The sequence below is a fragment of the Marinobacter guineae genome, from assembly GCF_002744735.1.
GTDB lineage: Bacteria > Pseudomonadota > Gammaproteobacteria > Pseudomonadales > Oleiphilaceae > Marinobacter > Marinobacter guineae.
Window position 1 is genome coordinate 834,621 of the sequence record NZ_KZ319340.1, and the last position, 13,252, is coordinate 847,872.

The following is a 13,252-nucleotide window of genomic DNA, read 5'->3' on the forward strand; positions in this document are numbered from 1 at the left end:
GCACAGGAGAACGCGTATGACAGAAAACCGATACGACTACATCATTGTGGGTGCGGGTTCCGCCGGTTGCGTGCTGGCTAACCGGCTCACCGAGGACGCGCGCCACCGGGTGCTGCTGCTGGAAACCGGCGGCAGCGACAAGAGCATCTTCATCCAGATGCCCACCGCCCTGTCCATTCCCATGAACACCAAAAAATACGCCTGGCAGTTCGAGACCGAGCCGGAGCCTTTTCTGGACAACCGGCGCATGCATTGCCCCCGGGGCAAGGTGTTGGGCGGCTCATCGTCCATCAACGGCATGGTGTATGTTCGTGGCCATGCCCGGGATTTCGATCAATGGGATTCCGAGGGTGCTACCGGCTGGAATTATCGGAACGTCTTGCCGTATTTCAAGAAGGCGGAAACCTGGGCCTTCGGTAGCGATGACTACCGGGGCAACAAGGGCCCGCTGGGCGTGAACAACGGCAACAACATGCAGAACCCGCTTTATGAGGCCTTTATCAAGGCGGGTTCGGATGCCGGTTATTTCGAGACCGGCGATTACAACGGCGCCCAGCAGGAAGGTTTCGGTGCCATGCACATGACGGTCAAGAACGGCCGTCGCTGGTCCACCGCCAACGCCTATCTGCGCCCGGCCATGGAACGCCCGAACCTGACTGTGGTCACCCATGCCCTGGTGCACAAGGTGCTTTTGGATGAACAGGAGGGCAAAACCGCCACCGGAGTCCGTTACGAGCAGGGCGGCAAGGTGCACGAGGCGAAGGCCGCAGAGGAAGTCATCTTGTCTGCCGGTTCGATTGGCTCACCGCATCTGCTGCAGCTGTCCGGCATCGGCAAACGCGAGGTGCTGGAAAATGCCGGCATTGACGTGCAGCACGAGCTGCGGGGCGTGGGCGAGAACCTGCAGGACCACCTGGAATTCTACTTCCAGTACCGCTGCAAGCAGCCCGTCTCTCTGAACGGCAAGCTGGACTGGTGGAACAAGCTCAAGATTGGCGTGCGCTGGATCCTGCGTAAGGACGGGCTGGGGGCCACCAACCATTTCGAGTCCTGCGGCTTTATCCGGTCCAAGGCCGGTGTCGAGTGGCCGGACCTGCAATACCACTTCCTGCCGGCCGCCATGCGTTATGACGGCAAGGAAGCCTTCGACGGTGATGGCTTCCAGCTGCATATTGGCCACAACAAGCCGAAGAGCCGGGGCTATGTGCATGTGCAGTCGGCCGACCCGAAGCAGGCGCCGACCATCCGCTTCAATTATCTGGAACACGAAGCCGACCGGGAAGGTTTCCGGGATTGTGTGCGCCTGACCCGGGAAATCATCAACCAGCCGGCTATGGACGAATACCGCGGTGCTGAAATCCAGCCCGGGATTGAGGTTCAGACCGACGAGGAAATCGATGCCTTTGTTCGTCAGGCGGTGGAGAGCGCCTACCACCCGTCCTGCACCTGCAAAATGGGCACTGACGAGCTGGCAGTGGTGGCCCCGGACACCCGGGTGCACGGCATCCGCAAATTGCGGGTGGTGGATTCCTCCATCTTCCCGACCATACCCAATGGCAACCTGAATGCGCCCACCATCATGGTGGCCGAACGGGCCGCCGACCTGATTCGGGGCAGGGAGCCCCTGCAACCGTCTGATGCGCCTGTGGTGATGGACGACCAATGGCAGGTGCGGCAGCGACCGGGACAGGCAAAGCGCGCGCTGGCATAGCGCGTCGTCATCCCACCCGGGCGTGCAATGCGCCCGGGGTTTTGCAAGCCCTCAGGATTTCCCTATCAGCGAGGCGGTGTTCTGCCGTTATCGGGCGCCGGATAGGCAAGTCCTGGGTTTGTGTCCGATTCGAACGAGCAACAGCTTAAAAGTAGAGGAGGAACACCCATGCTGTTCATTACTATGAAAGAAAGTAACCGGAGGGCGTTATGACACTCTGGTTATCAACAGGCCTGATCTTTACCTTCGCCACCATTGTGCTGATTATGTACAAGTGGTGGGACGTGCAGTGCATCGGTGTGACGCCCGTCCGCACATTTACCTTTATTGCCATTCTGTTCACCTCGGGGCTCGACGTGGGGCTGATCATGTTCCCGCTCACCGAGTTCGGCGGCTATGGCAATCTCACGGAGAACCCGGAATACAGTTTTGCCAATCCCCTGGCGATTGAGTTCGGTTATTGGGCCTTCCTGATCTGGGGCTTTTATTTCCTGACCTGCTTCTATTTCTGCATCATCGAACCGAGAGTGAAGTTTTTCGAAATCCCGCTCGTGAAGGTCATCAACAACGTGGTGATCATCGGTACCTGTGCCTTCACGGCCTACTTGCTGCTGGTCAACCTGCCCTGGTACCTGCCCCAAATCGGAGACGGTGAATCGGTGGTGCCCTCGTTTTATCTGATTGTGCTGGCCTCCATTGCCCTCGCTGTGTATTCGAGCAGTAAGATCAAATACGTGCGTATTCTCAGCATTGGTTCGAGCGTGCTCTTCATTGCTCTGATTGCGGTCATGTGGGGACGTGCGTTCCTGATGGGGAACGGCAGCCCGTCAGACTTCCTGAACACCGTTGGGCTGATCGGCGAATACTTCACCAACCTGCACCAGTTCATGCTGCCGCTGAATGACTACCATGAGTTCTACCTGTTCTGGTGGTTCTCCTGGAGCATCATGATTGGCCAGTTTACGGCGCGTTTTGTCAGTGGTGTGCGGACCTGGCAGTTGCTGATCGCCATGCTGGTGGTGCCTTCCATCGCTATTGGTACGTGGTTTACCATTCTTTATCACTATCACGCAGAGGGCATGAACATTGCCGGCTTCATTAATGTTGCGATGATTACGGTGGGGGTTCTGATGGTTGTGAACTCGCTGGATTCCCTGATCCGGCTGTACACCGACAACCTCAACCTGACGGCGAAGCGGTTTGGTCAGGTGCCGTATGTGCTCAGCAACCTGGTGGCCATGTGTGGCCTGACCCTGCTGTTCCAGCTGGATTTTCTGCGGATTCAGTGGGTAGGGGCATTGGTCATTGGTCTTTATTTCGCCTGCTTTGTCTACATCCTGACGAAGAAGCGGATGGAAGTGGCTGCCATCAAAGCGTCACCGGAAGAGAATATTCTCGACTTCCATAAGATTGAACTTGCGAGTTAGGCCCCCATATATAGGCAGAGCCTATCTTTGGTTTGGGTATTATCAATTTTATCCGGACGGCCAAAATCCGTAAGGTGAGGACCGTCAATTCACCAACCTGTGAATCCATCAACAAGGAGTTATCTTTAATGGGTATTATTAACAGCGAGATTAAGCCGTTCAACGCCACTGCTTTCAAGAACGGTGAGTTCGTTGAGATCAGTGACGCGGACGTAAAAGGTAAGTGGGCTGTCTTTTTCTTCTACCCGGCCGACTTCACTTTCGTGTGCCCGACCGAGCTGGGCGACGTTGCAGACAAGTACGAAGAGCTGCAGAAGCTTGGCGTGGAAGTGTTCTCCGTGTCCACCGACACACACTTCACGCACAAGGCGTGGCACGACAGCTCCGAGACCATCGGCAAGATCAGCTACTACATGGTCGGCGACCAGACCGGCACCATCACCAACAACTTTGGTGTTATGCGTGAAGGCCAGGGCCTGGCAGACCGAGCTACCTTCCTGATCGATCCGGATGGCATTATTCAGTCCGTGGAAATCAGCGCTGAAGGTGTTGGCCGTAACGCTGACTATCTTATGGATAAGGTGAAAGCTGCTCAGTACGTGCGCAAGCACCCAGGCGAAGTATGCCCGGCCAAGTGGAAAGAAGGCGAAGCAACACTGGCTCCGTCTCTGGACCTGGTTGGCAAGATCTAAGCGCCTCCCCGAGAGACGCCCAAGAGCAAAAAACCCCGGATTTTCCGGGGTTTTTTTGTGTCTGGGGAAACGGCGGCTCAGAGCGCGTCGAGGATGGTTTCGGCGCTGGTCTGGTCCAGGCCCTGGGCATCGATGTTCAGAAGCTCCACGGTAACGTCGTTCACAATCATGGCGTAGCGCTGGCTGCGAATGCCCATCTGGCTGGCGGTCCGGTCCTGGGTCAGATCCAGGGCTTTGGCAAACTCGCCCAGGCCATCGGCCAGCATGACGAGGTCTTCAGCATTGTGGGCCTTGCCCCAGGCGTCCATCACGAAGGTGTCGTTGACTGACGTGCAGATGATGCTGTCGACGCCTTTCGCGCGCAGCTTGTCGGCGTTCACCACAAAGCCGGGCAGATGGGCCGCTGAACACGTGGGCGTGAAAGCACCGGGTACCGCAAACAGCACCACTTTTTTGCCGGCGAACAGTTCACTGGTACGGACCTTTTTCGGGCCATTTTCGCCCATTACCTGGAGTTCGATGTCTGGCAGGGTGTCACCGGGCCGAATTGGCATTGCCCTGATCTCCGCTATTGTCGTTATTAAAGTAATTCGCGCCCCGGGCCTTGAGGCGATAGAACTCCTCAATGACGTTGGCCATGGCTTCCGGGCAATAAGGCCGCAGACCGCTGAGAACAAGGCGCTTGGTAACTTCACCGACGGTGTTTCCGTTTGCAGTCAGTTGGTACTCCAGCAGAACGCTGCCCCGCTTTCCGGCCGCATCCAGCGTCGCATTGTGCAGCTCAAGGCCTGGTGATGGCAGGTCCAGGTTGTCCAGGGCCAGGCTCATGCTCTCGTACATGACCATCGGGCGGTCTGGATTGAACATCACCCCGTTTGACTCCATTAAAGGCTTGAGAGTATGAGGGAAGTTCTTGCCGGAGGCCGACACATAAGTGAGAGTAATGTCCTCGATCAGTTGCTCGTCCCGGGTCCGGGCACCGCTGCGGATTACTTCGATATAGACCTTCCCTGCGTCATCGCAGACATCAATAGTGCTCTCGCTTTCCACAAACCGCAGCGGCACACCTGCGCCGAGCAGACTGCGGAATCTGAAGGTCATGTGTTCCGAGAGCCCGAAGCGGGCCAGAATAATCGCGAAAAGCAGGTCCCCGGGAACGCAGAAGCGGCGGGCATCCGGATCGTGGATAGGGTTGAAGTCCCCCGCGACCTCTTTGGCGAATTGACTGGCCTGTAGGGCTGAGATGACTACGTGTCCGTCCTCGACGGAGTGGAAACGGTCTAGAAACATGCGTTGCCTATTCTGGGTCCCAGAGAATGATGTTGCGACGTCCTTTTCACATGATACGTGTACAGGCTTCGGGTGGATATGCGCTATTGGTCAAGCTCCGGGAACCTCTGACAAATCGGCATAGCAAGGACCTATCAAACAGTTTGGGTCAATTAATTTGAGCATTGGCTGGCCAGCCCGTATCTTTGCACCATCTTCGCTTAGCGACCGTTTCACATTCGGATACCTCGTTTCAATATCTAAAGGAGAAGTACAACTATGTTGGATGCCAACATCAAGGAACAACTGAAGGCGTACATGGAAAAGCTGCAGCAGCCAATCGAGCTGGTGGCGGCCTACGACGACAGCAAGAAATCCCAGGAACTCCGGGAGCTGCTGGAAGAACTCGAGCCGATGTCTTCCAAAATCAGCCTGCGGACTGAAGAAGCCGTGGATGTGCGTCGTCCTTCCTTCGCCATCAACCGGATTGGCTCCGATATCGGCGTTCGCTTTGCCGGCATTCCTATGGGCCACGAGTTTACCTCTCTGGTCCTGGCCCTGCTGCAGGTCGGTGGCCACCCGTCCAAGGCGTCCCAGGATGTGATCGAGCAGATCCAGGCACTGGACGGCAGGTTCGAGTTTGAAACCTACTTCTCCCTGTCCTGCCAGAACTGCCCGGACGTGGTTCAGGCCCTGAACCTGATGAGCGTGCTGAACCCGAACATCAGGAATACCTCCATCGACGGTGCCCTGTTCCAGGATGAAGTGGAGCAGCGGGAAGTCATGGCAGTACCCAGCGTTTACATGAATGGTGAGCCATGGGGCCAGGGTCGGATGACCCTGGAAGAGATCGTCGCCAGGCTGGACACCAGATCTGACGAGAAAGAAGCCGAGAAGATCAACCAGAAAGACGCCTTCGAAGTGCTGGTGGTTGGTGGTGGCCCGGCTGGTTCCGCTGCCGCGATCTATGCGTCCCGTAAAGGTATCTCAACGGGTATTGCGGCCGAGCGTTTTGGTGGCCAGGTGGCGGACACCATGGGCATCGAGAACCTGATTTCCGTGCCCTACACCGAAGGCCCAAAGCTGGTGGCTGCCATGGAGCAGCATGTGAAAGAGTACGACGTGGACATCATGAATATGCAGCGTGCCGAGAAGCTGATTCCGGCGGCCAAAAGGGGTGGTCTGCATGAAGTGCGCCTTGCCAACGGCGCTTCCCTGAAAGCCCGGAGTCTGGTTCTCTCTACCGGTGCCCGCTGGCGCCAGATGGGTGTGCCGGGTGAAGAGGAATACCGCAACAAGGGTGTGGCCTATTGCCCGCATTGTGACGGCCCCCTGTTCAAGGGCAAGCGTGTGGCGGTGATCGGTGGCGGTAACTCCGGCGTGGAAGCGGCCATCGACCTGGCCGGAATCGTTGGCCACGTGACTCTGATTGAATTCGGTGCCGAGATGCGCGCTGATGAAGTGTTGCAGAAGAAACTGCGTAGCCTGAAGAATGTGGAAATTGTAACGTCCGGGCAAACAACGGAAATTACTGGTGAAAACGGCAAGGTCAACGGCCTGGACTACAAGGACCGAAATTCCGGTGAGCAGCATCACATTTCCCTGGAAGGCGTGTTCGTTCAGATCGGCCTGGTGCCGAACACCGAGTGGCTGAAAGGTGATATCGAGCTGAGCCAGCACGGCGAGATCATTGTGAATGACCGCAATGAAACCTCGATTCCGGGGGTCTTTGCCGCCGGCGACGCCACCACCGTGCCTTACAAGCAGATTGTTATTTCCATGGGGGAAGGTTCCAAGGCAGCTCTGAGTGCCTTCGACTTCCTGATCCGCAACTCCGTGGATGAAAGCGAGAACGAAGCGGCGTAAACGAAGTCGAAGCCGACTGATGAGAGAGGCACCGGAGCGATCCGGTGCCTTTTTGTCGCAGGCAAACCCGCATATTTAACAAGGTTTTTCTGGCCACTGTGAAACGACCTTGCCATACTGCGAAACCTGTATAAAAAATGCTCACTTACTGGTCGTCACGGACTGATGCGCACGTTATGAAACGCTTTCTTTACACCTTCTGCGCGCTATTGTTAGGCGCCGGTTCCCTGACTGCGCCAGTGATGGCGGATTCGGATATCCGGCTGGCCGTTCCGGATATAACCAGCCTCCTGACCGAAAATCAGGACGGCGTGTACCAGAAAATCCTGCATCGGGCCCTGCAAGCCACAGAGGTGGGGGTGCGTGAGAGCTTTTACCCCTACAAGCGGGCCATGCTGATTTTTGAGCAGGGCGATGCGGATTGCATTTACTCCTTCACCGAAGTTCTGGTGGAGCGTTTGGGCGAGGACGCCATCATTGCGAGCTTCCCCCTCGGCAAGTTCAGTTACTACCTCTTTACCTCGAAAGGGAGCAAACCTGTCGGCTCTCTTGAGCGCCTGGAGGGTAAGGCCGTGGGCGCGGTCATTGGCCACGAGACCTATCTGGACAAAGTTCTGGATAACCACAACATCGATGTGATCTGGTCTAAAAGTGACGCCCAGAATGTGGCCATGCTTGAGCATCAACGGTTCAGCGCCATGATTGCCGCCGTTCCCGACATCCTGCCTTTCCTGGACAAGCTCAGCTACGAGCCCGAGCAACCCCTGCTCGAAAGTTACGACCGGTTGACCTGCCACAATACGGAAGAGAATCGTGCCTTCCTGGGTAAGCTGTCTTCAGAAATGAAGCGCCTTAAGGAAGAGGGCGTGTACGAACAGCTGGCGGGCGGTCTCTATGTTGAGTTTGAAAGCGGCCCTCTTGCCACCGAAGCATCCTCCGCTAACTGAGATGTCTGCTCTGGTGGAATTCAGGATTCACTCCAGATCCGCTTCCAGACTTCCGGCCACCGCCGGCTCTTGTCCCGACTCCGGGAAAAGGTGGGGGTAGGCGCTTCGTATACCATCGACAATGAACGCATGAGGCACATCGTCAAACACGCCGTGGTCGTTGATGTACTCCATGTGCGCCTGGCCGGATTCCGTGTACTCCTGGAAGACTGAATCGTGGATACCATCAAATGCCAGAGGCTCCAGGCTCATCAGCTCGCAGAGTTGCCGGTTGAACGCGGGGGTGGCTTTTACCCAGTGCCCGTTCAGGTATAACTCGATAAAGCCGTGCATCCGGAAGATATCCGACTGTAGCCATTCAATCAGCTTCGGGCTGGACAGGTGGTTGCGCACATCCGCCAGGCCCAGCCGGCTGGGAACACCGATGGAACGGGCGGCGGCACCCAACAGAACCGCCTTGGGAATGCAGTAGGTCTCACCACTTTCCAGGGCGTAGCTGGCACTGAAGGTGTCCGGATCGGTCTGGAACACATAGGGGTTGTAGTTGATGCTGTCCCGGACCGAGAGGTAGAGCGCCTTGACCTGTTCCACAGGCTCCGCTGGTACGCCTTCCAGCTGTGCTTCAATCCAGGCCTTTAGCTGCGGCTGGTCGTAATCAAAGAAGGCCGTTGGCTGGAGGTAGCGTTCCATAGGTGTTTATCCGGTTTCGGGGGTATCGGGCCTTGATCGTGGCCAATTAGCAACCTACGGGCAATGGCCATTTCCGCCAAAGCCATTGCCCGCATCGATCAGGCCTTGCCTTCAAATCCCTGCATTACATTGACCGCGTTCACGCCGATGGCGTCCACGTCATAGCCACCTTCCATGGTAAACACGGTCGGCAGGCCCAGCTGTTCGATGCGCTGGCCGAGTGACAGGTAGTCGCCCGAGACCAGCTTGAAGAAGGAAATCGGGTCGTCCTCGAAGGTGTCGACACCCAGCGCTACCACCAGAGCATCCGGTGCGAATGCCTGAATCCGCTCACAGGCTTTTTCGAGCCCCTGGCTCCAGACACTGTAGGGCGTATTGGGCGGATAGACGATATTCAGGTTAAAGCCTTCGCCTTCGCCTTCACCCGTTTCGTCCTCAAACCCGAGGAAGTGCGGGAACACCAGGTCCGGGTCGCCGTGCAGACTGATGGTCAAGACATCGCAGCGATCGTAGAAAATCGCCTGGGTGCCGTTGCCGTGGTGGAAATCCACATCAAGCACCGCCACCTTGCCGTAGCCCTGGTCCCGGAATGCCTGGGCCACGATGGCCGCGTTGTTGAAAAAGCAGTAGCCGCCAAACACATCAGCGTGGGCATGGTGCCCCGGTGGGCGGCACAGGGCGAAGGCGGCGCGCTCGCCACCGGCGACCAGTTTCTGGGCGGTGAGGGCAACATTGGCCGAGGCCCGGGCCGCCTCCCAGGTGCCGTCCGAGATGGAGGTGTCTGCTCCGAGGCTGTAAAAGCCGATACGCCCGTCGATATCCTTTGGCAGTCGGGCACGCATACCGCGCCCAACCCAGAAGGTGGGGATGGCCTCACCGCGCTTGCCCGCTGCCAGCCACTCCTTCCAGCAGCTCTCGAGAAATGCCACATAGTCTGCAGTGTGCACGCGCTTGATGGGCCCAAGTCCGAACTCTTCCGGGGCCAAGACCTCGCCAAGAGCCTGATCCTTCACCCGCGCCAGGATGGTCTCAATACGGGAGGGTTTCTCGTGGGGTTCAATCAGCAGGCCACCGTCGAGTTCGGTCTTCACGTGACGGAGGCTGTGCAGGGGTGAGAAAACGGTTTTCATGGGTCGGACAGTCCTTACTGAATGATTGCGATCACTGTGGCACACGGGAGGGCGTGGCTCAACTGCCGCAATTGTGGCAGGCTGGAGCCCTTTTCAGGGAGAGGGGATTACCGTTATGGCGCCTCATGATTTGCCGATGAGCTATGACTGATCTGATTGCGGACATGTCCCTGGTCGAAGGGCTTGGCCAGCTGTGCGGTCTGGTTGCTCTGGGATTCTGCATTGTCGGCTTCGCCAACAGGAACGACGACCGGCTGATGGTGCTGCTGATCTCCGCCAACGTCGCCTTCGCCCTGATGTTCGCCTTTTTCGAGAGCTGGACAGCGTCTGCGCTGACGGTGCTGGTGATTGTGCGTATCACCCTCGCCCGCAAGTATCAGGGCAACTGGCAGATCATGGCGGTGATGCTGGCAGTGAATCTGGTGGTCGCCTGGGTGACCTGGAAATCGGTCACGGATATCTTTCCGCTCACCGCCGCGGTACTCGGTACCGTGGGGATGTTCATGCTCCGGGGCATTCCCCTGCGGATCATCCTGGGTCTGGCAGCCACGGCCTGGATGCTGAACAACATTGTCATCGGTTCAGTGGGTGGCACTCTGGCCGAGGGTATGGTGCTGGTTACCAACATCATCACCATCATCCGGCTCTACCGGCTGCAGAAAAAGTATCCGGAATTCCGGCTAGGCGACTAAGGGACCTGATCAGGCCGGTCTGCGCGTGCTCCCAGGCTTTTCTCATGCTGCATTCTGGACTATTGTCATAGAGGTTTCGCCACGCTGAACCACCAAATTCCACCGAGAAAAGGATCCGACCATGGCCAGCGACAGTTATCATGAACCGATAGCAGAGCTCTCTGATGACACCCGGGACATGCACCGCGCAATCAGTTCCCTGATGGAAGAATTCGAGGCCGTGGACTGGTACAACCAGCGCGCTTCGGCCTGCAAGGATTCTGAACTCAAAGCGATTCTTGAACACAATCGGGACGAGGAAAAGGAACACGCAGCCATGGTGCTGGAATGGATCCGCCGCAAAGATCCCACCATGGACAAGTATCTGCGGGAGTTCCTGTTCACGGATGGCCCGATCGGCCACCATGACTAGCCAGCTTTCGATCGCGGCTTGCAGTCCGGATAGGTTTTCAGAAGTTTGTTGCCTGTCCGGCGAATGGAGTCGAGGGCCTGCACGTTCTTCCAGTCTTCCCGGTAGACCATCCCGAAACTGAAAGAGATCCGCGGAGAGAAGGGCCGCATGACCACATCGGTGCGGCCTACCAGCTGATCCGTCGCTGTGATTGGATTCATCACGCTGATCCCGACACCGTTGGCCACCATTGAGGCAATGGCGCCGATATTCGACTCGGTTTTGCCGGCAATGGAAATCGAGTGGCTGGCGGCCAGATGGAGCAGGGGGTCCGCACCGACGTTTGGCTGGTTGCTGATGACAAGATACTCGTTCTGCAAGTCCGCAATGGTGACCTCGTCCCTCTGTGCCAGCGGATGCTTCGCAGGGACCAGGCAGCGTGCCTCGGTTGTCAGCCATTCCTCGATCCTGAGCAGCCTGGAGCTTACAGGCAGTGTTACAAAGCCGATGTCAGCATGCCCCGACTCCACCTCCCGGAGTACATCGTGGCTGGACATCATGTCGAAACTGATGCTGAAACCGCGATTCACTTCCAGCAGTGTGCCAATCAGGCGGGGAACAAATCCGAATGCGAGCCCCGGAATCGCAGCGATGCGCAGGCGAGAGGTGCCAAACTCTTTCAGCGCCAGGACGCTGTGCCGCAGTTCCTCGATATTCCCCATCAGGCGCAGAATTTCCTCGTAAAGCTCATGCGCCTCGGGTGTCGCCACCAGTCGGTTTTTCTCCCGCAGGAATAACTGAATTCCCAGGTTTTCCTCCAGCTGAGCCAGTGACCGGCTCACCCCGGACTGGGTGATGCCGAGCGTCCGTGCAGCCTGCGAGGCACTGCCGGCTTCCAGCAGGGTCTTGAAGATCGCCAGCGATTTCAGGGAATGAATGTTTACGTCAGGCATGATTAAAAGTCATCGAATCCGGTAAAAAAATCATATCTTGAAATACTCTTACATATCTTTCTAGACTGCAAATCAACAACAGTACAACCATAACGGATTGCAACATGTCATCTTCTCCTCTTTTCTACCAGGCCGGCCCGGCCATGCCTGAAGTCTCCCACGGACGTGGCGTCTATCTCTGGGATACGGACGGCAAGGAATATCTAGATGGCTGCTCAGGTGCCATTTCCTGCAACCTGGGGCACCACCATGACGGTATCCGTGATGCCATGCTGGCGCAGTTGGACCGGGTGGCTTTTACCTATCGCACCCAGTTCGAGAATGCACCGGCCATGGCATTGGCTGAAGAACTGGTCACCATGACTAACCGGGACCTGGAAAAGGTCTTCTTTGTGTCCAGCGGTTCGGAGTCGGTTGAATCCGCGATCAAGCTCGCGCGCCAGTATTTCGTAGCCCGTGGTGAATCCCATCGGCGACACTTTGTCTCCCTGCGCCCGTCTTATCACGGAAGTACACTTGGCGCGCTCGGCGTGACCGGCTATCAGCCCCTGGAGGCACCCTTCGCTGACATTACCCAAGCTTCCATCAAGGTGCCCGGACCGGATTTCTATCGCCACACCGAGGGGGATGACGACGCCCATATCCGCAAAGTGCTCCGGGAAACCCGTGAACGGATCGACTCTGCCGGTAGCGAAAGCATTATCGCGGTGGTTCTGGAGCCGGTCGGTGGTGCCAGTACCGGCGCCCGCATGGTCAGCCAGGCCTACCTGGAAGGCATCCGCAAGCTGTGTGACGAGATTGGTTGTCTGCTTATTTTTGACGAAGTCCTGTCTGGCGTCGGTCGCACCGGCACCTGGTTTGCCTATCAGCACTGGGGCGTTGCGCCGGACCTGCTGACCACTGCGAAGGGCCTTGGAGCCGGCTATTACCCGGTGGGTGCACTGCTTTGCCGGGAGGACATTGTCGATACCGTCATGGCCAATGGAGGGTTCCAGCATGGCCATACCTATGCCGGCAATCCGTTGGCCTGCGCAACGGGTCTGGCTGCCGTGGAAGCGATACGGAACGAGAAGCTGCTGGATAACGTTGTCGCCCGGGGTCAGCAGGTGCGCGAAGGCCTAGAGGCCCTGAAAGCCCGTTATGACTTCGTGGGCGATGTTCGCGGCATCGGACTGCTCTGGGGCGTGGAGCTGGTCATGGACCCGGCGACCAGGTCGCCGTTTCCTGCGGAGGCCAACCTGTTTGCCAGTGTGACCGCCCTCGCCAAGGAAGAGGGACTGCTGATCTACCCCCGCCGGACCCTGGACGGGCTGGCCGGTGACCATTTCCTGATCAGCCCTCCGCTCAACATCTCCGAACAGGAAATCACGATACTGCTGGAGCGCCTGACCCGGGCCCTGCAACGTCTTGAAAGCGAAGTGGTGGCGCCCCTGGCCGCCACAATCGCCGAACCCAATGCCCAAAGCACCATAGGCTGATCTCGC

At 57.5% G+C, this 13,252-nt stretch carries 13 protein-coding genes; 8 read left to right on the top strand and 5 right to left on the bottom strand.

The window, feature by feature from the left end:
* Positions 1 to 16: 16 nt before the first annotated feature.
* The 3 genes from betA to ahpC all read left to right on the top strand — a co-directional run bounded on the left by betA (position 17) and on the right by ahpC (position 3,830).
* Positions 17 to 1,711: a choline dehydrogenase gene (gene betA / locus CLH62_RS11820; protein WP_099618347.1), complete on the top strand. Its 1,695-nt coding sequence runs from the start codon at positions 17 to 19 to the stop codon at positions 1,709 to 1,711.
* 209 nt (positions 1,712 to 1,920) lie between these two features.
* Complete coding sequence (locus tag CLH62_RS11825; protein ID WP_099618348.1) at positions 1,921 to 3,138, top strand: BCCT family transporter; 1,218 nt, start codon at positions 1,921 to 1,923, stop codon at positions 3,136 to 3,138.
* Positions 3,139 to 3,266: 128 nt separating this feature from the next.
* Positions 3,267 to 3,830, top strand: a complete 564-nt coding sequence (gene ahpC, locus CLH62_RS11830) for an alkyl hydroperoxide reductase subunit C (RefSeq protein ID WP_099618349.1) — start codon at positions 3,267 to 3,269, stop codon at positions 3,828 to 3,830.
* 77 nt (positions 3,831 to 3,907) lie between these two features.
* Here ahpC and CLH62_RS11835 read toward each other — a convergent pair whose 3' ends face one another.
* On the bottom strand, positions 3,908 to 4,384 hold the full coding sequence (locus CLH62_RS11835; protein WP_099618350.1) for a peroxiredoxin: 477 nt from the start codon (positions 4,382 to 4,384) through the stop codon (positions 3,908 to 3,910).
* Positions 4,365 to 5,120, bottom strand: coding sequence for a DUF3581 family protein (locus tag CLH62_RS11840; RefSeq protein ID WP_099618351.1), 756 nt, complete (start codon positions 5,118 to 5,120; stop codon positions 4,365 to 4,367). Before CLH62_RS11840 ends, CLH62_RS11835 begins: the two co-directional genes overlap by 20 nt.
* Positions 5,121 to 5,378: 258 nt before the next feature.
* On the opposite strand from CLH62_RS11840, the gene ahpF reads away from it, so the two are divergent.
* Positions 5,379 to 6,965, top strand: coding sequence for an alkyl hydroperoxide reductase subunit F (ahpF, locus tag CLH62_RS11845; RefSeq protein ID WP_099618352.1), 1,587 nt, complete (start codon positions 5,379 to 5,381; stop codon positions 6,963 to 6,965).
* 176 nt (positions 6,966 to 7,141) lie between these two features.
* Entirely contained in the window at positions 7,142 to 7,912 is a 771-nt protein-coding gene (locus CLH62_RS11850) for a substrate-binding periplasmic protein (RefSeq protein ID WP_099618353.1), read from the top strand.
* A 27-nt stretch (positions 7,913 to 7,939) separates the two neighbouring features.
* Here the strand turns inward: CLH62_RS11850 and CLH62_RS11855 are convergent, their stop codons facing one another.
* Both CLH62_RS11855 and CLH62_RS11860 read right to left on the bottom strand, forming a co-directional pair.
* The gene (locus tag CLH62_RS11855; protein WP_099618354.1) at positions 7,940 to 8,602 is read right to left on the bottom strand and encodes a transglutaminase-like domain-containing protein; all 663 of its coding nucleotides are present in this window, start codon (positions 8,600 to 8,602) and stop codon (positions 7,940 to 7,942) included.
* 98 nt (positions 8,603 to 8,700) lie between these two features.
* Positions 8,701 to 9,732, bottom strand: coding sequence for a histone deacetylase family protein (locus tag CLH62_RS11860; RefSeq protein ID WP_099618355.1), 1,032 nt, complete (start codon positions 9,730 to 9,732; stop codon positions 8,701 to 8,703).
* Positions 9,733 to 9,875: 143 nt separating this feature from the next.
* Here CLH62_RS11860 and CLH62_RS11865 point away from each other — a divergent pair, with 143 nt between their 5' ends.
* Both CLH62_RS11865 and CLH62_RS11870 read left to right on the top strand, forming a co-directional pair.
* A complete protein-coding gene (locus CLH62_RS11865; protein ID WP_099618356.1) occupies positions 9,876 to 10,424 on the top strand; it encodes a YgjV family protein in 549 nt (182 codons plus the stop codon).
* A gap of 121 nt (positions 10,425 to 10,545) precedes the next feature.
* Positions 10,546 to 10,836, top strand: coding sequence for an encapsulin-associated ferritin-like protein (locus CLH62_RS11870; RefSeq protein WP_099618357.1), 291 nt, complete (start codon positions 10,546 to 10,548; stop codon positions 10,834 to 10,836).
* Here the strand turns inward: CLH62_RS11870 and CLH62_RS11875 are convergent.
* Entirely contained in the window at positions 10,833 to 11,768 is a 936-nt protein-coding gene (locus tag CLH62_RS11875; protein ID WP_099618358.1) for a LysR family transcriptional regulator, read from the bottom strand. The genes CLH62_RS11870 and CLH62_RS11875 overlap by 4 nt on opposite strands.
* 104 nt (positions 11,769 to 11,872) lie before the next feature.
* On the opposite strand from CLH62_RS11875, the gene CLH62_RS11880 reads away from it, so the two are divergent.
* The gene (locus CLH62_RS11880) at positions 11,873 to 13,246 is read left to right on the top strand and encodes an aminotransferase family protein (protein ID WP_099618359.1); all 1,374 of its coding nucleotides are present in this window, start codon (positions 11,873 to 11,875) and stop codon (positions 13,244 to 13,246) included.
* Positions 13,247 to 13,252 lie beyond the last annotated feature (6 nt).

Excerpts from the sequence above, each read along its gene's own strand:
- CLH62_RS11880 (WP_099618359.1), top strand. The coding sequence starts at position 11,873 with ATGTCATCTTCTCCTCTTTTCTACCAGGCCGGCCCGGCCATGCCTGAA.
- CLH62_RS11825 (WP_099618348.1), top strand. The coding sequence starts at position 1,921 with ATGACACTCTGGTTATCAACAGGCCTGATCTTTACCTTCGCCACCATT.
- CLH62_RS11835 (WP_099618350.1), bottom strand. The coding sequence starts at position 4,384 with ATGCCAATTCGGCCCGGTGACACCCTGCCAGACATCGAACTCCAGGTA.
- CLH62_RS11870 (WP_099618357.1), top strand. The coding sequence starts at position 10,546 with ATGGCCAGCGACAGTTATCATGAACCGATAGCAGAGCTCTCTGATGAC.
- ahpC (WP_099618349.1), top strand. The coding sequence starts at position 3,267 with ATGGGTATTATTAACAGCGAGATTAAGCCGTTCAACGCCACTGCTTTC.
- CLH62_RS11855 (WP_099618354.1), bottom strand. The coding sequence starts at position 8,602 with ATGGAACGCTACCTCCAGCCAACGGCCTTCTTTGATTACGACCAGCCG.
- CLH62_RS11850 (WP_099618353.1), top strand. The coding sequence starts at position 7,142 with ATGAAACGCTTTCTTTACACCTTCTGCGCGCTATTGTTAGGCGCCGGT.
- betA (WP_099618347.1), top strand. The coding sequence starts at position 17 with ATGACAGAAAACCGATACGACTACATCATTGTGGGTGCGGGTTCCGCC.
- CLH62_RS11865 (WP_099618356.1), top strand. The coding sequence starts at position 9,876 with ATGACTGATCTGATTGCGGACATGTCCCTGGTCGAAGGGCTTGGCCAG.
- ahpF (WP_099618352.1), top strand. The coding sequence starts at position 5,379 with ATGTTGGATGCCAACATCAAGGAACAACTGAAGGCGTACATGGAAAAG.
- CLH62_RS11875 (WP_099618358.1), bottom strand. The coding sequence starts at position 11,768 with ATGCCTGACGTAAACATTCATTCCCTGAAATCGCTGGCGATCTTCAAG.
- CLH62_RS11840 (WP_099618351.1), bottom strand. The coding sequence starts at position 5,120 with ATGTTTCTAGACCGTTTCCACTCCGTCGAGGACGGACACGTAGTCATC.
- CLH62_RS11860 (WP_099618355.1), bottom strand. The coding sequence starts at position 9,732 with ATGAAAACCGTTTTCTCACCCCTGCACAGCCTCCGTCACGTGAAGACC.